Source organism: Pseudomonas sp. FFUP_PS_473 (assembly GCF_002858665.1).
Classification (GTDB): Bacteria; Pseudomonadota; Gammaproteobacteria; order Pseudomonadales; family Pseudomonadaceae; genus Aquipseudomonas; species Aquipseudomonas defluvii.
This window is the reverse complement of record NZ_PJQQ01000002.1, coordinates 213913-234696: the sequence shown is the minus strand read 5'-3', so window position 1 is coordinate 234696 and position 20784 is coordinate 213913. Positions and strand designations below refer to the sequence as shown.

Sequence of the window (20784 nt, the reverse complement as noted above, 5' to 3'; positions counted from 1 at the left end):
ATCGCCGATGGTAGTGTGGGGTTTCCCCATGTGAGAGTAGGTCATCGTCAAGATTAAATTCCGAAACCCCTATCTGCACATGCAGGTAGGGGTTTTGTCTTTGTGGCCTGGAAAACATTGCCAGCAGGGCGGCTGTCGCTATTTCACGTTTGTGGGCTGGCTTGTGGTCTCTAAGCGGCTGGCAGTGTGCGATCCACTCAGGGAAGCCCCTCCATGGCTGGGCTTTCCGGCTCCCAGGTCGTCTCTCGTGGCTACAGATTTCTATGCAAGTCTTCGAGGCATGGCTATCATGCCTGCCTCATTGTGAGTCGAGATTGGCATGCTGAAGTTGTTAAACCTCCTTAAAGATGGCCGGTTTCATTCCGGACAGGCGCTGGGGGCCGCCTTGGGTGTCAGTCGCAGTGCTGTCTGGAAGCAGTTGCAGCACCTTGAGGCTGAGCTGAACTTGCCTATTTATAAAGTCCGCGGTCGCGGTTATCAGCTGGCGACGCCATTGTCCTTGCTGGAAACGGCGGCAATTGCAGAGCGATCTGTCGACGAGTCGTGGCCGGCATTGATTTTCGACTCAATCGACTCGACAAATGCCCAGGCGCTCCGTGAGGTCAATGAGGGGCGAGTTGCTCCTTTTATTGTTCTGGCTGAGCGGCAAACGGCCGGGCGAGGCCGTCGTGGGCGTAGTTGGGCCAGTCCGTTTGCAGAGAACCTTTATTACAGTCTGGTACTGCGCATAGAGGGTGGTATGCGCCAGTTGGAAGGGCTTAGCCTGGTCGTTGGCTTGGCGGTGATGCGCACGCTACATGCCTATGGTGTCAGTGGCGCAGGTCTTAAGTGGCCAAACGATGTGTTGGTGAATAATCAAAAAATTGCCGGTATCTTGCTAGAACTTGTAGGTGATCCTGCAGATGTTTGCCACGTGGTGATGGGCGTTGGGATCAACGTCAACATGCAGGCCAGCAGTGAAGTGGATCAGCAATGGACGTCCATATGGCGAGAGGTTGGGGAGGTCGTTGATCGCAATCAGCTGGTCGCTCTGCTCAATCAGAACCTGCAGGAAGACCTGGTTCGGCATCGCCAGTCGGGATTTGCAGTATTCCAGGGTGAGTGGGAGAAGGCGCACCTCTGGCAAGGTCGCGCGGTATCGCTTATTGCAGGTAATCATCAGGTCGATGGTGTGGTGAGAGGCATTGATCGTCAGGGGGCTCTGCGTCTTGAGGTCGATGGTGTTGAAAAGAGCTTTAGTGGCGGAGAGCTCAGTTTGAGGTTGCGCGATGATTCTTGAGCTCGATTGCGGTAACAGCTTTATCAAATGGCGAATCATTCGCTCTGAGGATGCCTCGATAGTCGCTGGTGGCGTCGTTGAGTCCAATGAAGCATTGATTGCCTCGATCCATGCAGTTCCAGGTAGCGCCCCTCGATGCTGTCGCTTGGTCAGTGTCAGGGGAGAGGATGAGACAGCAGGACTGCGTGCAGCTCTGGTTGAGCAGTTCGGTCTGCTGGTTGTTAGTGCTGAGCCAGCGAAAGAGTTGGCCGGGGTTCGTAATGGCTATGATGATTTCCAGCGATTGGGGCTGGATCGTTGGTTGGCGCTTTTGGGTGGCTATCATCTGGCCAAGGGTGCTTGTGTGGTTATCGACTTCGGTACAGCGGTAACGGCCGACTTTGTCGCGGCTGACGGGGCGCATCTTGGGGGGTTTATTTGCCCTGGGTTGCCGCTGATGCGTAATCAGCTGCGCACCCATACCCGTCGTATCCGTTATGACGACGCCGCAGCAGAGCGTGCGCTCTCAAGCGTGGAGCCTGGGCGTTCTACTGTCGAAGCGGTTGAGCGCGGCTGTCTGTTAATGCTCCAAGGGTTCGTATTGACACAGGTAGAGCAGGCTCGCTCGCTTTTTGGAGAGGCATTTACACTGTTCCTCACGGGTGGTGATGCGCCCCTGGTTCATCAGGTGGCTCCGTGTGCTCGCGTGGTGCCGGATCTAGTGTTTGTTGGTCTGGCGATAGCCTGCCCCCTGGATTGAGGTATCTATGCGCTGGTTGTTTCTTCTCTTAGTGGTGCTCAATGCTGTTTATTACGTCTGGCATCAGCAAGAAGCGCCTTTGAAGGCCAAGGAGGTAGCCCCGCTGTCTTTGTATAAAGGTAGTCAGCAGGGTATTCGCCTTTTGAGTGAGTCGGGGGCTGGAGGGCGCAGCGCGCAGCAGGCTGAAGATTGTCTCTACATCGGTGGCCTTGCCAAGGTTGAGCAATTGAATGCGCTTCGTCAGCGCTTGGTTTCGTTGGATGTGGCGACTGCACAGGTAGTTGGGGCGCTGGGTGACAGCCCGGGATTCTGGCTGCAGGTGGCGCCCCAAAGCCGACGTTTACTGGACGAAGCGCTGCTCGCGACACTTTCCCATGATTTCAAAGACTTAAAACATAAAATAATGTTGTGCGAGGGTATTGCAACTGCTGAATAGCTTGATAGAATGGCGCCCGCTTCACAGGGAACACCACTAGTTGGAAAGCCTGTGTAGCAACTGTCAAATTAGCTAACCTCAAGATTTTAATGAGAAAAAGCTTGACAGGAAGGCAGCAAGAGTTGAAAATGCTGCCCACGTTCAGGAGGGGTTCCCGAGCGGCCAAAGGGATCAGACTGTAAATCTGACGTCTACGACTTCGAAGGTTCGAATCCTTCCCCCTCCACCAGTTTAGCGAGAGCTGCAAGCTCCGCGGGTATAGTTTAGTGGTAGAACCTCAGCCTTCCAAGCTGATGATGCGGGTTCGATTCCCGCTACCCGCTCCAGGTTTGCTGTTTTTGCAAAGTGTAAGGCTCTTGTAGCTCAGTTGGTAGAGCACACCCTTGGTAAGGGTGAGGTCAGCGGTTCAAATCCGCTCAAGAGCTCCATATTAACAAGGCAGATATGAAAATATCTGCCTTTGTTTTAATGGTTGGCGTGACTAGTTAAATTCTTCTGCGGGGGACAGTCTCGATGGCTAAGGAAAAGTTCGAACGTAACAAGCCGCACGTGAACGTAGGCACTATTGGTCACGTTGACCATGGTAAGACCACGTTGACTGCTGCGCTGACTCGCGTTTGCTCCGAAGTTTTCGGTTCGGCTAAAGTCGATTTTGATAAGATTGACAGCGCTCCAGAAGAAAAAGCTCGCGGTATCACCATTAACACCGCGCACGTCGAGTATGACTCTAATATTCGTCACTATGCTCACGTTGACTGCCCTGGTCACGCTGACTATGTGAAGAACATGATTACCGGTGCTGCCCAGATGGACGGCGCTATCCTGGTTTGCTCGGCCGCTGATGGTCCGATGCCGCAAACCCGTGAGCACATCCTGCTGTCCCGTCAGGTAGGCGTTCCCTACATTGTGGTCTTCCTGAACAAGGCTGACCTGGTAGACGACGCAGAGCTGCTGGAACTGGTTGAAATGGAAGTTCGCGATCTGCTGTCCACCTACGACTTCCCGGGTGACGACACTCCGATCATTATCGGTTCTGCTCGTATGGCCCTGGAAGGCAAAGACGACAACGAGATGGGTACCACTGCTGTCAAAAAGCTGGTCGAAACTCTGGATAGCTACATTCCAGAACCAGAGCGCGCCATCGACAAGCCATTCCTGATGCCAATCGAAGATGTATTCTCGATTTCGGGTCGTGGTACTGTTGTTACCGGTCGTATTGAGCGTGGTATCGTTCGTGTTCAAGACGCTCTGGAAATTGTTGGTCTGCGCGACACTGCCACCACCACCTGCACTGGTGTTGAAATGTTCCGCAAGTTGCTCGACGAAGGTCGTGCTGGCGAGAACTGCGGCGTTCTGCTGCGTGGTACTAAGCGTGACGACGTTGAGCGTGGTCAGGTTCTGGTTAAGCCGGGTTCGGTTAAGCCGCACACCAAGTTCACCGCAGAAGTTTACGTTCTGAGCAAGGAAGAAGGCGGTCGTCATACTCCGTTCTTCAAAGGCTACCGTCCACAGTTCTACTTCCGTACTACTGACGTGACTGGTAACTGCGAGCTGCCAGAAGGCGTTGAGATGGTAATGCCAGGTGACAACATCCAGATGACTGTCACTCTGATCAAAACCATCGCAATGGAAGATGGTCTGCGTTTCGCTATCCGTGAAGGCGGTCGTACCGTCGGCGCTGGTGTGGTTGCAAAGGTTCTCGAATAAGTAGTTGATTTATTTCTATCGGGCCGGCATAATGGTCGGCCTGATTAAGCTTTTAGGTCAGTAGCTCAATTGGCAGAGCGACGGTCTCCAAAACCGTAGGTTGGGGGTTCGATTCCCTCCTGACCTGCCAGATTCACCTCGTGTGTCTGGCTTTCTTTTCACAGGATCCTCCTAGATGACTTCCAAGTCTGAAGCCCAAGACTCTCGTTTTGATCTGCTCAAGTGGCTTGCTGTTGTCGCTTTGGTGATCGTAGGCGTTGTTGGTAACCAATACTACAGCGCATCCCCGATTCTGTACCGCGTAATCGCGCTCCTTGTTCTTGCTGTTGCTGCTGCCTTCGTTGCGCTGCAGACGGCTAAGGGTAGGTCGTTTTTTGCGCTGGCTAAGGAAGCTCGTACCGAGATTCGTAAAGTTGTATGGCCAACCCGCCAAGAAACCACTCAGACCACCCTTATCGTAGTGGCGGTCGTTCTGGTTATGGCGCTGCTGTTGTGGGGGCTTGATTCCCTGCTCGGTTGGTTGATTTCGTTGATTGTCGGCTAAGGGTGTCCCGTGGCTAAGCGTTGGTACGTCGTGCATGCTTACTCGGGTTACGAGAAGCATGTCATGCGCTCGTTGATCGAGCGCGTAAAACTGGCTGGCATGGAAGACGGTTTCGGCGAAATTCTGGTTCCGACCGAAGAAGTGGTCGAGATGCGCAATGGCCAGAAGCGCAAGAGCGAGCGTAAGTTCTTTCCAGGCTACGTATTGGTTCAGATGGATATGAACGAAGGGACTTGGCACTTGGTCAAGGATACCCCTCGCGTCATGGGCTTCATCGGTGGTACAGCAGATAAACCTGCGCCTATCACTGATAAAGAAGCAGAAGCGATTCTCCGTCGTGTTGCTGATGGCAGCGACAAACCGAAGCCGAAGACGTTGTTCGAGCCGGGCGAGGTCGTTCGTGTGATCGACGGTCCGTTCGCTGATTTCAACGGCACTGTCGAAGAAGTTAACTACGAGAAGAGCAGGCTGCAGGTCGCAGTGCTCATTTTCGGACGCTCTACTCCGGTGGAGCTCGAGTTCAGTCAGGTCGAGAAGGTCTAACTGAACCCAGCATCCCATACCCCGCAGCCTTGTGCTGCGGGGTTTTGTCGTCACTGGGATAAAACGTAAGTAATCCGGGGAGCCATCAGGCGTTCGTACCCGATATTGGAGTAGCTCATGGCTAAGAAGATTCAGGCTTACATCAAGCTGCAAGTAAAGGCCGGCCAGGCCAACCCAAGCCCACCCGTTGGTCCTGCACTGGGTCAACACGGTGTGAACATCATGGAATTCTGCAAGGCCTTCAACGCCCGTACTCAGGGTCAAGAGCCAGGTCTGCCGACTCCAGTGATCATCACTGTTTACAGTGACCGCAGCTTCACCTTCGAAACCAAGAGCACCCCTGCTTCGGTTCTGCTGAAGAAAGCAGCTGGCCTGACCAGCGGTTCGGCTCGTCCGAACACTGTCAAGGTTGGTACTGTGAACCGCGCTCAGCTGGAAGAGATCGCAAAAGCTAAGAAAGCTGATCTGACTGCCGCTGACCTGGAAGCAGCCGTGCGTACCATCGCCGGTTCTGCTCGCAGCATGGGCCTCAACGTGGAGGGTGTGTAATGGCTAAGCTGACCAAGCGCCAAAAGGCCATCGCTTCGAAGGTTGAAGCTGGCAAAGTTTACAACTTTGAAGACGCAGCAGCTCTGCTGGCCGAACTGTCCACCGTGAAGTTCAGCGAGTCCTTCGACGTTGCAGTCAACCTCGGTGTTGACCCGCGTAAATCTGACCAGGTTGTTCGCAGCGCAACTGTGCTGCCGCACGGCACTGGCAAGACCGTACGCGTAGCTGTCTTCACTCAGGGTCCAGCTGCTGAGGCCGCTCTGGCTGCCGGCGCTGACCGTGTAGGTATGGACGATCTGGCTGCCGAAATGAAAGGCGGCGATCTGAACTATGACGTCGTTATTGCCTCCCCGGACGCAATGCGTGTTGTAGGTCAGTTGGGTCAGGTACTGGGTCCTCGCGGCCTGATGCCAAACCCGAAGGTTGGTACTGTAACTCCAGACGTAGCTACCGCGGTTAAAAACGCCAAGGCTGGTCAGGTTCGTTATCGCACCGACAAAAACGGCATCATCCACACCTCCGTTGGCAAAGTCGGCTTTGATGCTGTCAAGCTGAAGGAAAACGTTGAAGCCCTGATCGCTGATCTGAAGCGTATCAAGCCAGCTTCTTCGAAAGGTATCTACGTCAAGCGCGTTACCCTGAGCACCACTATGGGCCCAGGTCTGGTCATCGATCAGAGCTCGCTGAGCGCGTAAGACATCGGTGGGTGCGAGCGATCGCGCCCGCTTTGCAAAATTGGGGTCCCTGCCTGGCGGGGGCTATCCAAGACCGTAGGCGACGCAAGTCTTAAACCTCAAGCCTACGCAGATGGTGCTCCCGATTCCTTACCGAATCAGACACCAAAACGACATTCGGCCTCGGTCGAATGAAACGGTAACAAGCAGGAGTTAAACCCGTGGCAATTAAACTCGAAGACAAGAAGGCCATCGTCGCTGAAGTCAACGAGGCTGCCAAAGCTGCTCTGTCCGCTGTCGTGGCTGATGCCCGTGGCGTGACTGTAGGCGCTATGACCGGACTCCGTAAAGAGGCTCGTGAAGCTGGCGTTTACGTACGTGTTGTACGTAACACCCTGCTCAAGCGTGCAGTTGCTGACACTGAATACAGTGTCCTCAACGACGCCTTCACCGGCCCGACCTTGATCGCGTTCTCCAACGAACATCCAGGCGCTGCTGCCCGTTTGTTCAAGGAATTCGCTAAAGGTCAGGACAAGTTCGAGATCAAGGCAGCTGCGTTCGAGGGCAAGTTCCTCGCAGCAAACGAGATCGACGTGTTGGCTTCGCTGCCAACTCGCGACGAAGCCATTGCAAGGCTGATGAGCGTGATTCAAGGCGCTACCAGCAAGCTGGCTCGTACTTTGGCGGCCGTTCGCGACCAGAAAGAAGCTGCTGCTGCCTAAGGCACCGCAAGCGCTTTCGAAATCATACGTTTAATTTGATGGCTGCGTAGGCTGTCACCCCAATACAGGAATTTATAGTCATGTCTCTGACTAACGAACAAATCATCGAAGCAATCGGCCAGAAAACCGTTCTGGAAGTTGTTGAGCTGATCAAAGCAATGGAAGAAACCTTCGGCGTTACCGCTGCTGTTGCCGCTGCTGGCCCAGCTGCTGCCGCTGCCGTTGTTGAAGAGCAAACCGAGTTCACCGTTAAACTGGTTGAAGCCGGCGACAAGAAAGTAAACGTCATCAAGGCTGTTCGTGAAGCCACCGGTCTGGGCCTGAAAGAAGCCAAGGCTGTTGTTGACGATCTGGGCGTCGTGAAAGAGAACGCTTCGAAAGAAGAAGCTGAAGCTCTGAAGAAAGCTCTGGAAGAAGCAGGCGCTAAAGTCGAAGTTAAGTAACTCCGACTTTGCGTATCCAGCCCAAGCGTTAAGCGAACGGCTGATGGCTGGTGGCTCTTGCCACCGGCCTTTTTCCGTTATTGGCGGCCGACCAGGTCGGCCCCGATAACGAGCTGCAACCACCGAGACGGTGGCGCAAACCAAGGGGTTTGCACGATTTTCTGGCTGCTTCCGTCGGGAGGAGCCAAACAAGCAGGTGACCAAGCTGGGGAACGCTGATGGCTTACTCATACACTGAGAAAAAACGTATCCGCAAGGACTTTAGCAAGTTGCCGGACGTCATGGATGTGCCTTACCTCCTGGCCATCCAGCTGGATTCGTATCGTGAATTCTTGCAAGCGGGAGCGACCAAAGATCAGTTCCGCGACGTGGGCCTGCATGCGGCCTTCAAATCGGTTTTCCCGATCATCAGCTACTCCGGCAATGCTGCCTTGGAGTACGTTGGCTATCGTCTGGGCGAACCGGCTTTTGATGTCAAAGAATGCGTACTGCGCGGCGTAACCTTCGCCGTACCACTGCGGGTGAAGGTGCGTCTGATCATTTTCGACAAAGAGTCGTCGAACAAAGCGATCAAGGACATCAAAGAGCAAGAAGTCTACATGGGTGAAATCCCCCTGATGACTGAAAACGGTACCTTCGTTATTAACGGTACCGAGCGTGTTATCGTTTCCCAGCTGCACCGTTCGCCAGGTGTGTTCTTCGACCACGACCGTGGCAAGACTCACAGCTCTGGCAAACTGTTGTATTCGGCTCGGATCATTCCTTACCGTGGTTCGTGGTTGGACTTCGAATTCGACCCGAAAGACTGCGTATTCGTTCGTATCGACCGTCGCCGCAAGCTGCCGGCTTCGGTGCTGCTGCGCGCGCTGGGCTACAGCACTGAAGAAGTGTTGAACGCTTTCTACACCACCAACGTTTTCCATGTTTCCGGTGAAAAACTCAGCCTGGAACTGGTTCCTCAGCGTCTGCGTGGCGAAATCGCAGTCATGGACATCCATGACGAGACCGGCAAGGTGATCGTGGAGCAGGGCCGTCGTATTACTGCCCGCCACATCAACCAGCTCGAAAAGGCAGGCGTCAAGCACCTGGACGTTCCAATGGAATACGTCTTGGGTCGCACCACCGCCAAGGCCATCGTGCACCCGGCTACCGGCGAAATCCTGTGTGAGTGCAACACCGAACTGACCACCGAGCTGCTGATCAAGATCGCCAAGGCTCAGGTTGTCCGTATCGAGACGCTCTACACCAACGATATCGACTGCGGTCCGTTCATTTCGGATACCCTGAAAATCGACTCTACCGGCAACCAGCTGGAAGCCCTGGTCGAGATCTACCGCATGATGCGTCCAGGCGAGCCGCCAACCAAGGACGCTGCCGAGACCCTGTTCAACAACCTGTTCTTCAGCGCCGAGCGGTACGATCTGTCCGCTGTTGGCCGCATGAAGTTCAACCGTCGTATCGGTCGTACCGAGATCGAGGGTTCGGGCGTACTGAGCAAGGAAGACATCGTCGAGGTTCTGAAGACCCTGGTCGACATTCGTAACGGCAAAGGTATCGTCGATGACATCGACCACCTGGGTAACCGCCGTGTACGTTGTGTTGGCGAAATGGCTGAGAACCAGTTCCGTGTTGGCCTGGTGCGCGTCGAGCGTGCGGTCAAGGAACGTCTGTCGATGGCAGAAAGCGAAGGCCTGATGCCGCAAGACCTGATCAACGCCAAGCCGGTTGCGGCTGCGGTGAAAGAGTTCTTCGGTTCGAGCCAGCTGTCCCAGTTCATGGACCAGAACAACCCGCTCTCCGAAATTACCCACAAGCGTCGTGTCTCTGCACTCGGCCCTGGCGGTCTGACTCGTGAGCGCGCGGGCTTTGAGGTTCGTGACGTACACCCGACTCACTACGGTCGCGTTTGCCCGATCGAGACCCCTGAAGGTCCGAACATCGGTCTGATCAACTCCTTGGCCGCATATGCGCGTACCAACCAGTACGGCTTCCTGGAAAGCCCGTACCGTGTGGTGAAAGAGGGCGTTGTTACCGACGAAATCGTGTTCCTGTCGGCGATCGAAGAAGCAGATCACGTCATCGCTCAGGCTTCGGCCGCGATGAACGATAAGAAGCAACTGATCGATGAACTGGTAGCCGTTCGTCACCTGAACGAATTCACCGTCAAGGCGCCGGAAGACGTCACCCTGATGGACGTTTCGCCGAAGCAGGTAGTTTCGGTTGCAGCGTCGCTGATTCCGTTCCTCGAGCACGACGACGCCAACCGTGCGTTGATGGGTTCGAACATGCAGCGTCAAGCTGTACCAACCCTGCGTGCTGACAAGCCGCTGGTCGGTACCGGTATGGAGCGCAACGTAGCACGCGACTCCGGCGTTTGCGTTGTGGCTCGTCGTGGTGGCGTTATCGACTCCGTCGATGCCAGTCGTATCGTGGTCCGTGTTGCCGATGATGAAGTCGAAACCGGCGAAGCGGGTGTCGACATCTACAACCTGACCAAGTACACCCGCTCTAACCAGAACACCTGCATTAACCAGCGTCCGCTGGTGAGCAAAGGTGATCGCGTTGAGCGTGGCGACATCATGGCTGACGGCCCGTCCACCGACATGGGTGAACTGGCATTGGGTCAGAACATGCGCATCGCGTTCATGGCATGGAACGGCTTCAACTTCGAAGACTCCATCTGCCTGTCCGAGCGTGTGGTTCAGGAAGACCGTTTCACCACGATCCACATTCAGGAACTGACCTGTGTGGCCCGTGACACCAAGCTTGGCCCAGAGGAAATCACCGCGGACATCCCGAATGTGGGTGAAGCTGCGCTGAACAAGCTGGACGAAGCCGGTATCGTTTATGTTGGTGCTGAGGTTGGCGCTGGCGATATTCTGGTCGGCAAGGTCACGCCAAAAGGCGAGACTCAACTGACTCCGGAAGAAAAACTGCTGCGTGCGATCTTCGGTGAGAAGGCTAGCGACGTTAAAGACACCTCCCTGCGCGTGCCGACCGGCACCAAAGGTACTGTCATCGACGTTCAGGTCTTCACCCGTGATGGTGTCGAGCGCGATAGCCGTGCGCTGTCCATCGAGAAGATGCAGCTGGACGAAATCCGTAAAGACCTCAACGAAGAGTTCCGTATCGTCGAAGGGGCAACCTTCGAGCGTCTGCGTGCAGCCCTGAATGGTCAGATCGTTGAAGGTGGTGCGGGCCTGAAGAAAGGCACCGAGATCACTAACGAAGTTCTGGACGGTCTGGAGCACGGCCAGTGGTTCAAACTGCGCATGGCCGAAGACGCGCTGAACGAGCAACTGGAGAAGGCCCAGGCCTACATCGTTGATCGTCGCCGTCTGCTGGACGACAAGTTCGAAGACAAGAAACGCAAGCTGCAGCAGGGCGATGACCTCGCTCCTGGCGTACTGAAGATCGTCAAGGTCTACCTGGCAATCCGTCGTCGCATTCAGCCGGGCGACAAGATGGCTGGTCGTCACGGTAACAAGGGTGTGGTCTCCGTGATCATGCCTGTCGAAGACATGCCGCACGATGCCAACGGTACGCCGGTAGACGTGGTACTCAACCCGCTGGGTGTACCATCGCGTATGAACGTCGGTCAGATCCTGGAAACCCACCTGGGCCTCGCGGCCAAGGGCTTGGGCGAGAAGATCAACCGCATGCTCGAAGAGCAGCGTAAAGTCGCTGAACTGCGTAAGTTCCTCACCGAGATCTACAACGAAATCGGTGGTCGTCAGGAGAACCTGGAGTCGTTCACCGACCAGGAAATCCTTGACCTGGCCAAAAACCTGAAAGGCGGTGTGCCAATGGCAACTCCGGTCTTCGATGGTGCCAAGGAGCAAGAAATCAAGGCCATGCTGAAACTGGCAGACATGCCAGAAAGCGGCCAGATGCAGCTGTTCGACGGTCGTACCGGCAACAAGTTCGAGCGTCCAGTGACCGTTGGTTACATGTACATGCTCAAGCTGAACCACTTGGTGGACGACAAGATGCACGCGCGTTCCACTGGTTCTTATAGCCTGGTTACTCAGCAGCCGCTGGGTGGTAAGGCGCAGTTCGGTGGTCAGCGTTTCGGGGAGATGGAAGTGTGGGCGCTGGAAGCATACGGCGCGGCATACACCCTGCAAGAAATGCTCACAGTGAAGTCGGACGACGTGAACGGTCGGACCAAGATGTACAAAAACATCGTGGACGGCGATCACCGTATGGAGCCGGGCATGCCCGAGTCCTTCAACGTGTTGATCAAAGAGATTCGTTCGCTCGGTATCGATATCGATCTGGAAACCGAATAACACGTGACGCGAATCGGGAGCGTGGCTGAACAAGCCCGCTCCCTGCTCCGCCAGGAGGAAAGGCCTTGAAAGACCTACTGAATTTGCTGAAAAACCAGGGTCAAGTCGAAGAGTTCGACGCCATCCGTATCGGATTGGCCTCGCCTGAGATGATCCGTTCGTGGTCGTTCGGTGAAGTTAAAAAACCGGAAACCATCAACTACCGTACGTTCAAACCCGAGCGTGACGGTCTGTTCTGCGCCAAGATTTTTGGTCCAGTCAAGGACTACGAGTGCCTGTGCGGTAAGTACAAGCGCCTGAAGCACCGTGGTGTTATCTGTGAGAAGTGCGGCGTTGAAGTCGCCCTGGCCAAGGTTCGTCGTGAGCGCATGGCGCACATCGAGCTGGCCTCTCCGGTTGCCCACATCTGGTTCCTGAAGTCCCTGCCGTCGCGTATCGGCTTGCTGATGGACATGACCCTGCGTGATATCGAACGTGTTCTCTACTTCGAGAGCTATGTCGTTATCGATCCAGGCATGACCACCCTTGAAAAGGGTCAACTGCTGAACGATGAGCAGTACTTCGAAGCGCTGGAAGAGTTCGGCGACGACTTTGACGCTCGTATGGGCGCCGAAGCTGTACGTGAGCTGCTGCACGCTATCGATCTGGAGCACGAAATTGGCCGCCTGCGCGAAGAGATTCCGCAGACCAACTCGGAAACCAAGATCAAGAAGCTGTCCAAGCGTTTGAAGCTGATGGAGGCCTTCCAGGGCTCCGGCAACCTGCCTGAGTGGATGGTTCTGACCGTTCTGCCGGTTCTGCCGCCAGATCTGCGCCCATTGGTTCCGCTGGACGGCGGTCGTTTCGCGACCTCCGACCTGAACGATCTGTATCGTCGGGTGATCAACCGTAACAACCGTCTGAAGCGCCTGCTCGACCTGTCCGCGCCAGATATCATCGTGCGCAACGAAAAGCGCATGCTGCAGGAAGCGGTCGACGCACTGCTCGACAACGGCCGTCGTGGCCGCGCCATCACTGGCTCGAACAAGCGTCCTCTGAAATCCCTGGCTGACATGATCAAGGGTAAGCAAGGTCGTTTCCGTCAGAACTTGCTCGGTAAGCGCGTTGACTACTCTGGCCGTTCGGTAATTACCGTAGGTCCGACCCTGCGTCTGCACCAGTGCGGTCTGCCGAAGAAGATGGCTCTGGAGCTGTTCAAACCATTCATTTTCGGCAAGCTGGAGATGCGCGGTCTGGCGACCACCATCAAAGCGGCCAAGAAAATGGTCGAGCGCGAGCTGCCAGAGGTCTGGGACGTTCTTGCCGAAGTGATTCGCGAACACCCCGTACTGCTTAACCGTGCACCGACCCTTCACCGTCTGGGTATCCAGGCTTTTGAACCGGTACTGATCGAAGGTAAGGCTATCCAGCTGCACCCGTTGGTCTGTGCTGCGTACAACGCCGACTTCGACGGTGACCAGATGGCCGTTCACGTGCCGCTGACGCTGGAAGCCCAGCTGGAAGCGCGCGCGCTGATGATGTCGACCAACAACATCCTGTCGCCAGCCAACGGTGAGCCGATCATCGTTCCTTCGCAGGACGTGGTACTGGGTCTGTACTACATGACCCGTGAAGCCATCAACGCCAAGGGCGAAGGTCGCGTTTTTGCTGACCTGCAGGAAGTCGACCGCGTGTTCCGCGCTGGTGAGGCCGCTCTGCACGCCAAGATCAAGGTTCGTATCAACGAAACCGTCAATGATCGTGATGGTGGCAGCGTCAAGAACACCCGTATCGTCGACACAACCGTTGGCCGTGCGCTGCTGTTCCAGGTGGTTCCGGCCGGCCTGTCGTACGACGTGGTCAACCAGCCGATGAAGAAAAAGGCGATCTCCAAGCTGATCAACCAATGCTACCGCGTTGTTGGTCTGAAAGAGACCGTGATCTTCGCTGACCAGTTGATGTACACCGGTTTTGCCTACTCGACCATTTCTGGCGTTTCCATCGGTGTTAACGACTTCGTTATCCCGGATGAGAAAGCCCGCATCATCGGTACTGCTACCGACGAAGTGAAAGAGATCGAGAGCCAGTACGCTTCCGGCCTGGTAACCCAGGGCGAGAAGTACAACAAGGTAATCGACCTGTGGTCGAAGGCGAACGACGAAGTTTCCAAGGCGATGATGGCCAACCTCTCGAAAGAGAAGGTTATCGACCGTGATGGCAACGAAGTCGAGCAAGAGTCCTTCAACTCCATGTACATGATGGCTGACTCCGGTGCTCGGGGTTCGGCAGCTCAGATTCGTCAGTTGGCCGGTATGCGTGGTCTGATGGCCAAGCCGGACGGCTCGATCATCGAGACGCCGATCACCGCGAACTTCCGTGAAGGTCTGAGCGTACTGCAGTACTTCATCTCGACTCACGGTGCTCGTAAGGGTCTTGCGGATACCGCGTTGAAGACTGCGAACTCCGGTTATCTGACGCGTCGTCTGGTAGACGTTGCGCAGGATCTGGTAGTGACCGAGATCGATTGCGGCACCGAACAGGGCCTGCTGATGACGCCGCACATTGAAGGTGGCGACGTCGTTGAGCCGCTGGGTGAGCGTGTACTTGGTCGTGTAATTGCCCGTGACGTATTCAAGCCTGGCACCGACGAAGTCATCGTCCCTGCTGGCACTCTGGTAGACGAGAAGTGGGTTGAGTTCATCGAGCTGAACAGCATCGATGAAGTTATCGTGCGCTCGCCGATCAGCTGTGAAACCCGTTACGGTATCTGTGCCAAGTGCTACGGTCGTGACCTGGCTCGCGGTCATCAGGTCAACATCGGTGAGGCTGTCGGCGTTATCGCTGCCCAGTCGATCGGTGAGCCTGGTACCCAGCTGACCATGCGTACGTTCCACATCGGTGGTGCTGCGAGCCGTACTTCGGCTGCCGACAGCGTCCAGGTGAAGAACGGCGGTATGGTTCGCCTGCACAACCTCAAGCAGGTTGAGCGTGCCGATGGCAATCTGGTCGCGGTCTCGCGTTCCGGCGAGCTGGCCATTGCCGACGAATTCGGTCGTGAGCGTGAGCGCTACAAGCTGCCTTACGGTGCTGTGATTTCGGTCAAGGAAGGTGACAAGGTCGACGCTGGCGCGATCGTTGCCAAGTGGGACCCGCACACCCACCCGATCGTTACCGAAATGAAAGGTACCGTGACCTTCGTGGGCATGGAAGAAGGCATTACCATCAAGCGTCAGACCGACGAATTGACTGGTTTGACCAACATCGAAGTATTGGACGTTAAAGACCGTCCGGCTGCAGGTAAGGAAATTCGTCCTGCAATCAAGATGGTCGACGCCAATGGCAAGGATCTGCTGCTGCCGGGTACCGATGTACCAGCTCAGTACTTCCTGCCGGCGAACGCCCTGGTTGGTGTTGCTGACGGTGCGCAAATCGGTGTGGGTGACGTTATTGCACGTATCCCGCAAGAAACTTCCAAGACCCGTGACATCACCGGTGGTCTGCCGCGCGTTGCCGACTTGTTCGAAGCGCGTCGTCCGAAGGAAGCGTCGATTCTCGCGGAAGTCAGCGGTACCATTGCATTCGGTAAAGAAACCAAGGGCAAGCGCCGCCTGGTTATCACTCCGAACGATGGCAGCGAGCCGTACGAAGAGCTGATTCCGAAGTGGCGTCACCTGAACGTCTTCGAAGGCGAACAAGTGAACCGTGGTGAAGTTATCTCCGACGGTCCAAGCGATCCGCACGACATCCTGCGTTTGCTGGGTGTGAGCGCGCTGGCCAAGTACATCGTCAACGAGATTCAGGACGTTTACCGTCTGCAAGGCGTTAAGATCAACGACAAGCACATCGAGACCATCCTGCGTCAGATGCTGCGTAAGGTTGAGATCGCCGAGTCGGGTGATTCCAGCTTCATCAAGGGCGACCAGATGGAGTTGACCCAGGTACTGGTAGAGAACGAGCGCTTGGCTTCTGAAGACAAGTTCGTCTCCAAGTTCTCGCGCGTACTGTTGGGTATCACCAAGGCTTCGCTCTCCACCGAGTCGTTCATCTCGGCGGCCTCCTTCCAGGAGACCACCCGAGTGCTGACCGAAGCTGCGGTAACCGGCAAGCGCGATTACCTGCGCGGCCTGAAAGAGAACGTGGTCGTAGGTCGTCTGATCCCGGCCGGTACCGGTCTGGCTTACCACAGCGAGCGCAAGCGTCGCCGTGATGCCGACAAGCCGCTGCGTGTAAGTGCCAGTGAGGTGGAAGCCGCACTGACTGAAGCGCTGAACTCCAGCGGCAACTAAGCGTAGGGCCCTGGTGGCCTCACTCCAGTCGTCGGTGACTGTTATTGTCACCGACAGCCGGGGAGGGGAGGCTGGGGCCTTGCCTTGACTGGGGGCAAGATCCTCTTTAGACTCTTGTACCCCTAAATTTGGTGGGACTTCGTCCTGCCATTTTGCTTTTCTTGCAAGACAATAGCGTCGCAAGACAACAGTGGAGCTAGTAGATGGCAACTATCAACCAGCTGGTACGTCAGCCGCGTAAGCGTATCGTCGAGAAATCCGACGTTCCTGCGCTGCAGAACTGCCCGCAACGTCGTGGCGTATGCACTCGTGTGTACACCACCACGCCGAAAAAACCTAACTCGGCACTGCGTAAAGTATGCCGTGTGCGTCTGACCAACGGTTTCGAGGTTTCCTCGTACATCGGTGGTGAAGGCCACAACCTGCAAGAGCACAGCGTGGTGCTGATTCGTGGCGGTCGTGTAAAAGACTTGCCAGGTGTTCGTTACCACACCGTTCGCGGTTCCCTGGATACCTCCGGCGTCAAAGGTCGTAACCAAGGCCGTTCGAAGTACGGTACCAAGCGTCCGAAGTAATCGGCCGTTTGCAGCAGTTTGCAGTTATTCATTTTATTGAGTCGATAAGAGTAAGGTCGGGCACGCACCCAGTGGGTCAGGTGTCCCGGGCTAACCTGAAGACCGTTTGAGGGCTTATCAATGCCAAGACGTCGTGTAGCAGCCAAGCGTGAGATTCTGGACGATCCGAAATACGGAAGCCAGATTCTCGCCAAGTTCATGAACCACGTGATGGAAAGCGGCAAGAAGGCCGTAGCCGAGCGCATCGTTTACGGTGCTCTGGATACCGTCAAAGCACGCAAGAACAGCGATCCCCTGGAAATCTTCGAGAAAGCTCTCGACGCCATCGCTCCGCTGGTCGAAGTAAAGTCGCGCCGTGTTGGCGGTGCCACTTACCAGGTTCCTGTTGAAGTTCGTCCATCCCGTCGTAACGCGCTGGCAATGCGCTGGCTGGTAGACTACGCCCGCAAGCGTGGCGAGAAGTCCATGGCGCTGCGCCTGGCCGGCGAACTGCTGGATGCTGCTGAAGGCAAAGGTGCTGCAGTCAAGAAGCGTGAAGACGTACACCGTATGGCTGAAGCCAACAAGGCTTTCTCGCACTACCGCTTCTAATCACAGCATCAATTTTTTTGCGAGGGCTTTATGGCTCGTACTACAGCAATTAACCGCTACCGTAACATCGGTATCTGTGCGCACGTTGATGCGGGCAAGACTACCACTACCGAGCGGATCCTGTTCTACACAGGCCTGAGCCACAAAATGGGCGAGGTGCATGATGGCGCCGCGACCACCGACTGGATGGTTCAGGAGCAGGAGCGGGGTATTACCATTACCTCTGCTGCCGTTACTACCTTCTGGAAAGGTTCCCGTGGTCAGTACGACAACTACCGCGTAAACGTCATTGATACACCAGGCCACGTTGACTTCACTATTGAAGTAGAGCGTTCCCTGCGTGTGCTCGACGGTGCTGTCGTTGTGTTCTGCGGTACCTCCGGTGTTGAGCCTCAGTCCGAAACCGTATGGCGTCAGGCCAACAAGTACGGTGTTCCACGTGTTGTTTACGTGAACAAGATGGACCGTGCAGGTGCTAACTTCCTGCGCGTAGTTGGTCAGATCAAGAACCGTCTGGGTCACACCCCGGTTCCTGTCCAGCTGGCTATCGGTTCGGAAGAGAACTTCGAAGGTCAGGTTGATCTGATCAAGATGAAGGCGATCTACTGGAACGAAGACGACAAGGGCACCACCTATCGCGAGGAAGAAATTCCTGCTGATATGCTGGAGCTGGCTGAAGAGTGGCGCGCCAATATGGTCGAAGCTGCTGCTGAGGCCAACGAAGAGCTGATGAACAAGTACCTTGAAGAAGGTGAGCTGTCCGTCGAAGAAATCAAGGCTGGTCTGCGTGCTCGCACCCTGGCTAGCGAGATCGTTCCGGCTGTCTGCGGCTCTTCCTTCAAGAACAAGGGTGTTCCTCTGGTTCTTGACGCCGTTATCGACTTCCTGCCTGCTCCGACCGAGATCCCTGCAATTCAGGGTATCCACCCGGACAACATCGACGACGAAAGCGCTCCGAAAATCGAGCGTCACGCTAGCGATGATGAGCCGTTCTCGGCTTTGGCGTTCAAGATCGCTACCGACCCATTCGTTGGTACTCTGACTTTCGTGCGCGTCTACTCGGGCTTCCTGAGCTCTGGTGACTCCGTGATCAACTCGGTCAAGGGCAAGAAAGAGCGCGTTGGTCGTATGGTGCAGATGCACGCCAACCAGCGTGAAGAGATCAAGGAAGTACGTGCAGGCGACATCGCTGCGCTGATCGGCATGAAAGATGTCACCACTGGTGATACCCTCTGTGACGCCGACAAGCCGGTAATCCTTGAGCGTATGGATTTCCCTGAGCCGGTAATTTCGGTAGCTGTTGAGCCGAAAACCAAGCAGGATCAGGAAAAGATGGGTATCGCACTGGGCAAGTTGGCTCAGGAAGACCCGTCGTTCCGCGTCAAGACCGACGAAGAAACCGGCCAGACCATTATCTCGGGTATGGGCGAGCTTCACCTGGACATCCTCGTTGACCGCATGAAGCGCGAGTTCAACGTTGAAGCCAACATCGGTAAGCCACAGGTTTCCTACCGCGAGCAGATCACCAAGGACAACGTCGAGATCGAAGGTAAGTTCGTCCGTCAGTCCGGTGGTCGCGGTCAGTTCGGTCACTGCTGGATTCGCTTCTCGCAGCCAGACGTGGACGATAAGGGCAACATCACCGAAGGCCTGGTTTTCACTAACGAGGTTGTGGGTGGTGTGGTTCCGAAGGAATACATCCCGGCTATCCAGAAGGGTATCGAAGAGCAGATGAAGAACGGCATCGTTGCCGGCTATCCGCTGATCGGCCTGAAGGCAACCGTGTTTGATGGTTCCTACCACGACGTCGACTCCAACGAGATGGCGTTCAAGGTGGCGGCCTCCATGGCGACCAAGCAGCTGGCCACGAAAGGCGGCGGTAAAGTGCTTGAGCCGATCATGAAGGTGGAAGTTGTGACCCCTGAGGACTACATGGGTGACGTGATGGGTGACCTGAACCGTCGTCGTGGTCTGATCCAGGGTATGGAAGATTCGGTGTCCGGCAAGGTTGTCCGTGCTGAAGTTCCGCTCGGAGAGATGTTCGGTTATGCGACCGACGTTCGTTCCATGTCTCAGGGTCGCGCGAGCTACTCCATGGAATTCTCCAAATACGCTGAGGCTCCGTCGAACATCGTCGAAGCGCTCGTTAAAAAACAAGGCTGATTCAGTCCTTTAGGCTAGGAGTTAATTGTCGTGGCTAAAGAAAAATTTGATCGTTCCCTTCCGCACGTCAACGTTGGCACCATCGGTCACGTTGACCATGGTAAAACCACTCTGACTGCTGCTCTGACTCGCGTCTGCTCCGAAGTTTTCGGTTCGGCTGTTGTCGAATTCGACAAGATCGACAGCGCTCCAGAAGAGAAAGCTCGCGGTATCACCATCAACACCGCGCACGTCGAGTACAACTCGAACATTCGTCACTACGCTCACGTTGACTGCCCAGGTCACGCTGACTACGTGAAGAACATGATCACCGGTGCTGCTCAGATGGACGGCGCTATCCTGGTTTGCTCGGCCGCCGATGGTCCGATGCCACAAACCCGTGAGCACATCCTGCTGTCCCGTCAGGTAGGCGTTCCGTACATCGTGGTCTTCCTGAACAAGGCTGACCTGGTAGACGACGCAGAGCTGCTGGAACTGGTTGAGATGGAAGTTCGCGACCTGCTGTCCACCTATGACTTCCCAGGCGACGACACTCCGATCATCATCGGTTCTGCTCGTATGGCGCTGGAAGGCAAAGACGACAACGGCATGGGTACCACCGCTGTCAAGAAGCTGGTTGAAACTCTGGACAGCTACATCCCAGAGCCAGAGCGCGCTATCGACAAGCCGTTCCTGATGCCAATCGAAGACGTATTCTCGATCTCGGGTCGTGGTACTGTTGTTACCGGTCGTATCGAGCGTGGTATCGTCCGCGTTCAAGACGCTCTGGAAATCGTTGGTCTGCGTGACACCACCACCACCACCTGCACCGGTGTTGAGATGTTCCGCAAGCTGCTGGACGAAGGTCGTGCTGGCGAGAACTGCGGCGTTCTGCTGCGTGGTACCAAGCGTGACGACGTTGAGCGTGGTCAGGTTCTGGTTAAGCCAGGTTCGGTTAAGCCGCACACCAAGTTCACCGCAGAAGTTTACGTTCTGAGCAAGGAAGAAGGCGGCCGTCATACTCCGTTCTTCAAAGGCTACCGTCCACAGTTCTACTTCCGTACTACTGACGTGACTGGTAACTGCGAGCTGCCAGAAGGCGTTGAAATGGTAATGCCAGGTGACAACATCCAGATGACTGTCACTCTGATCAAAACCATCGCAATGGAAGATGGTCTGCGTTTCGCTATCCGTGAAGGCGGTCGTACCGTCGGCGCTGGCGTCGTAGCCAAAATCATCGAGTAATATTCGATGCTTTGAAAAGCCCCCGCTCAGCGGGGGCT

16 protein-coding genes and 4 tRNA genes are annotated in these 20784 nt (G+C 55.6%); all 20 read left to right on the top strand.

What is annotated here, in order from left to right; all coding sequences use genetic code 11:
• The first annotated feature begins 319 nt into the window (after window positions 1-319).
• The 20 genes from birA (at window position 320) to tuf (CYD26_RS02440) (ending at window position 20746) form a co-directional block, all read left to right on the top strand.
• On the top strand, window positions 320-1279 hold the full coding sequence (gene birA / locus CYD26_RS02535; RefSeq protein ID WP_099775975.1) for a bifunctional biotin--[acetyl-CoA-carboxylase] ligase/biotin operon repressor BirA: 960 nt from the start codon (window positions 320-322) through the stop codon (window positions 1277-1279).
• A complete protein-coding gene (locus CYD26_RS02530) occupies window positions 1269-2018 on the top strand; it encodes a pantothenate kinase (RefSeq protein ID WP_102051730.1) in 750 nt (249 codons plus the stop codon). Before birA ends, CYD26_RS02530 begins: the two co-directional genes overlap by 11 nt.
• Before the next feature lie 7 nt (window positions 2019-2025).
• Window positions 2026-2454, top strand: a complete 429-nt coding sequence (locus CYD26_RS02525; RefSeq protein WP_102051729.1) for a hypothetical protein — start codon at window positions 2026-2028, stop codon at window positions 2452-2454.
• A 144-nt stretch (window positions 2455-2598) separates the two neighbouring features.
• Window positions 2599-2683 (top strand) — tRNA-Tyr (locus CYD26_RS02520).
• Window positions 2684-2706: 23 nt separating this feature from the next.
• Window positions 2707-2780 (top strand) — tRNA-Gly (locus CYD26_RS02515).
• Window positions 2781-2806: 26 nt separating this feature from the next.
• Window positions 2807-2882 (top strand) — tRNA-Thr (locus tag CYD26_RS02510).
• A gap of 85 nt (window positions 2883-2967) precedes the next feature.
• On the top strand, window positions 2968-4161 hold the full coding sequence (gene tuf, locus CYD26_RS02505; RefSeq protein ID WP_102051728.1) for an elongation factor Tu: 1194 nt from the start codon (window positions 2968-2970) through the stop codon (window positions 4159-4161).
• A 54-nt stretch (window positions 4162-4215) separates the two neighbouring features.
• A tRNA-Trp gene (locus CYD26_RS02500) sits at window positions 4216-4291 on the top strand.
• 45 nt (window positions 4292-4336) lie between these two features.
• Window positions 4337-4705 (top strand): preprotein translocase subunit SecE, encoded by a 369-nt coding sequence (gene secE / locus CYD26_RS02495; RefSeq protein ID WP_102051727.1) that lies wholly within the window; start codon window positions 4337-4339, stop codon window positions 4703-4705.
• Window positions 4706-4714: 9 nt separating this feature from the next.
• Window positions 4715-5248, top strand: coding sequence for a transcription termination/antitermination protein NusG (gene nusG, locus CYD26_RS02490; protein WP_065761373.1), 534 nt, complete (start codon window positions 4715-4717; stop codon window positions 5246-5248).
• A gap of 117 nt (window positions 5249-5365) precedes the next feature.
• Window positions 5366-5797, top strand: a complete 432-nt coding sequence (gene rplK / locus CYD26_RS02485; protein ID WP_065761372.1) for a 50S ribosomal protein L11 — start codon at window positions 5366-5368, stop codon at window positions 5795-5797.
• Window positions 5797-6492 carry a 50S ribosomal protein L1 gene (rplA, locus tag CYD26_RS02480; protein ID WP_065761371.1) on the top strand — a complete coding sequence of 232 codons (696 nt, stop codon included), beginning with the start codon at window positions 5797-5799 and terminating at the stop codon, window positions 6490-6492. Before rplK ends, rplA begins: the two co-directional genes overlap by 1 nt.
• Window positions 6493-6692: 200 nt before the next feature.
• Window positions 6693-7193, top strand: a complete 501-nt coding sequence (gene rplJ, locus CYD26_RS02475; RefSeq protein WP_065761370.1) for a 50S ribosomal protein L10 — start codon at window positions 6693-6695, stop codon at window positions 7191-7193.
• Window positions 7194-7273: 80 nt separating this feature from the next.
• Window positions 7274-7636, top strand: coding sequence for a 50S ribosomal protein L7/L12 (gene rplL, locus CYD26_RS02470; protein WP_065761369.1), 363 nt, complete (start codon window positions 7274-7276; stop codon window positions 7634-7636).
• Between the two features lie 218 nt (window positions 7637-7854).
• Window positions 7855-11928: a DNA-directed RNA polymerase subunit beta gene (gene rpoB / locus CYD26_RS02465; protein WP_065761368.1), complete on the top strand. Its 4074-nt coding sequence runs from the start codon at window positions 7855-7857 to the stop codon at window positions 11926-11928.
• Window positions 11929-11993: 65 nt separating this feature from the next.
• Window positions 11994-16193 carry a DNA-directed RNA polymerase subunit beta' gene (rpoC, locus tag CYD26_RS02460; protein ID WP_065761367.1) on the top strand — a complete coding sequence of 1400 codons (4200 nt, stop codon included), beginning with the start codon at window positions 11994-11996 and terminating at the stop codon, window positions 16191-16193.
• Between the two features lie 203 nt (window positions 16194-16396).
• Window positions 16397-16768 carry a 30S ribosomal protein S12 gene (gene rpsL, locus CYD26_RS02455; protein WP_003186084.1) on the top strand — a complete coding sequence of 124 codons (372 nt, stop codon included), beginning with the start codon at window positions 16397-16399 and terminating at the stop codon, window positions 16766-16768.
• A 120-nt stretch (window positions 16769-16888) separates the two neighbouring features.
• A complete protein-coding gene (rpsG, locus tag CYD26_RS02450; protein ID WP_003246741.1) occupies window positions 16889-17359 on the top strand; it encodes a 30S ribosomal protein S7 in 471 nt (156 codons plus the stop codon).
• Window positions 17360-17389: 30 nt separating this feature from the next.
• The gene (gene fusA / locus CYD26_RS02445; protein WP_065761366.1) at window positions 17390-19522 is read left to right on the top strand and encodes an elongation factor G; all 2133 of its coding nucleotides are present in this window, start codon (window positions 17390-17392) and stop codon (window positions 19520-19522) included.
• 30 nt (window positions 19523-19552) lie between these two features.
• Window positions 19553-20746: an elongation factor Tu gene (gene tuf / locus CYD26_RS02440; RefSeq protein ID WP_099775969.1), complete on the top strand. Its 1194-nt coding sequence runs from the start codon at window positions 19553-19555 to the stop codon at window positions 20744-20746.
• Window positions 20747-20784: the final 38 nt, after the last annotated feature.

What these genes read in the sequence shown, in the direction of transcription:
- birA (WP_099775975.1), top strand. Translation starts at nt 320, where the DNA reads ATGCTGAAGTTGTTAAACCTCCTTAAAGATGGCCGGTTTCATTCCGGA.
- CYD26_RS02530 (WP_102051730.1), top strand. Translation starts at nt 1,269, where the DNA reads ATGATTCTTGAGCTCGATTGCGGTAACAGCTTTATCAAATGGCGAATC.
- CYD26_RS02525 (WP_102051729.1), top strand. Translation starts at nt 2,026, where the DNA reads ATGCGCTGGTTGTTTCTTCTCTTAGTGGTGCTCAATGCTGTTTATTAC.
- tuf (WP_102051728.1), top strand. Translation starts at nt 2,968, where the DNA reads ATGGCTAAGGAAAAGTTCGAACGTAACAAGCCGCACGTGAACGTAGGC.
- secE (WP_102051727.1), top strand. Translation starts at nt 4,337, where the DNA reads ATGACTTCCAAGTCTGAAGCCCAAGACTCTCGTTTTGATCTGCTCAAG.
- rplK (WP_065761372.1), top strand. Translation starts at nt 5,366, where the DNA reads ATGGCTAAGAAGATTCAGGCTTACATCAAGCTGCAAGTAAAGGCCGGC.
- rplA (WP_065761371.1), top strand. Translation starts at nt 5,797, where the DNA reads ATGGCTAAGCTGACCAAGCGCCAAAAGGCCATCGCTTCGAAGGTTGAA.
- rplL (WP_065761369.1), top strand. Translation starts at nt 7,274, where the DNA reads ATGTCTCTGACTAACGAACAAATCATCGAAGCAATCGGCCAGAAAACC.
- rpoB (WP_065761368.1), top strand. Translation starts at nt 7,855, where the DNA reads ATGGCTTACTCATACACTGAGAAAAAACGTATCCGCAAGGACTTTAGC.
- rpsL (WP_003186084.1), top strand. Translation starts at nt 16,397, where the DNA reads ATGGCAACTATCAACCAGCTGGTACGTCAGCCGCGTAAGCGTATCGTC.
- rpsG (WP_003246741.1), top strand. Translation starts at nt 16,889, where the DNA reads ATGCCAAGACGTCGTGTAGCAGCCAAGCGTGAGATTCTGGACGATCCG.
- fusA (WP_065761366.1), top strand. Translation starts at nt 17,390, where the DNA reads ATGGCTCGTACTACAGCAATTAACCGCTACCGTAACATCGGTATCTGT.